The 1,259-nt window shown below is 65.2% G+C and carries 1 protein-coding gene; it reads left to right on the top strand.

Annotated elements, in window-relative coordinates:
• Positions 1 to 122: 122 nt before the first annotated feature.
• On the top strand, positions 123 to 1,259 hold a 1,137-nt coding region (locus ABT114_RS50440), incomplete at its 3' end, for a cytochrome P450 (RefSeq protein ID WP_351154136.1).

Here is a 1,259-nt window from a genome sequence, read left to right as displayed (position 1 = left end):
CCCCGGCCGACCGACCACGAGAAGCGGGCGGCCAGCCCACCGGAGGCGTTCCGATGGCCTCAAACCACCGAAGGGCATATGCATGGAGTAGCAAAGACTCAGTTAAGAAGGAGAACTGCGCGATGACCTCAGGCGGCGAAACCATCACGTGTCCGTTCGACTTCAGCGAGGGCCTGGAGTTCGATCCCTCCCTGACAGCGCTCATGGACCGCGATTCCATCACCCGGATCCGACTGCCCTACGGTGACGGCGACGCCTGGCTGGTCACCGGATTCGAGGACGTACGACAGGTGACCACCGACCAGCGCTTCAGCCGCGCAGCAATCGTGGACTACGACTATCCACGGCTGACACCGGAACCCATCGTCTCCCCCGAATCGATCAACGTGATGGACCCGCCGCGCAGCAGCCGCCTCCGCCGCCTGGCCTCCCAGGCGTTCACCCAGCGCCAGGCGGACCGGATGCGAGGCAGGATCAGCAGGCTCGCAGACACCCTGCTGGACGAGATGGCCGCACAGGGACCACCGGCGGACCTCGTACACCACCTGTCCAACCCCCTCCCCCAGCACACCATCTTCGACCTCCTCTCCATCCCCCCAGACGACTGGGCCCGCACACAACAACACCTCCGCCACCTCCTCGCCACCGGCCCGGACAGCCGCACCACCGCCGCAACCGCCAAGACAGCACTGCGGACGTACTTCGGCGAACTCGTCGAACAACGGCGAAAATCCCCCGGCAATGACCTGATCAGCGCCCTGGCAGCCGCCAAGGACGGCGACGACACCCTCGACGACGAAGAACTCACCGTCATGGCACTGACACTGACACTCAGCGGCCAGGACACAGCCACCTGCCAGATCAGCAACATCCTCTACCTCCTGCTGACCCGCCCCCAGCTGATGAACCACGCCAGCAGCCGGCCACAAGACCTCACCGACATCCTCAACGAACTGCTACGCGTCATCCCCTTCCGCAAGGGAGTCGGCATCCCCCGCGTCGCACTGACCGACGTGGAAATGGGCGGGGTACTCATCCGCAAAGGCGACTTCGTCCACGTGTCCTACCTGACAGCCAACCGCGACCCGCACCGCTACCCCAACCCGGAATCCATCGACCCCGACCGGCCCCCCCAGCCGCACATGACCTTCGGCTGGGGCGGACACCGCTGCATCGCCGTCCCACTGGCCATGGCAGAACTGGAAGTAGCCATCAGACAGCTACTGGACCGCTTCCCACGACTGCAGCTGGCAGTACCA

The organism is Streptomyces sp. NPDC002088, assembly GCF_040296605.1.
Classification (GTDB): domain Bacteria; phylum Actinomycetota; class Actinomycetes; order Streptomycetales; family Streptomycetaceae; genus Streptomyces.
The sequence above is the reverse complement of the archived record's forward strand: the minus strand, read 5'-3'. Positions and strand labels throughout refer to the sequence as shown.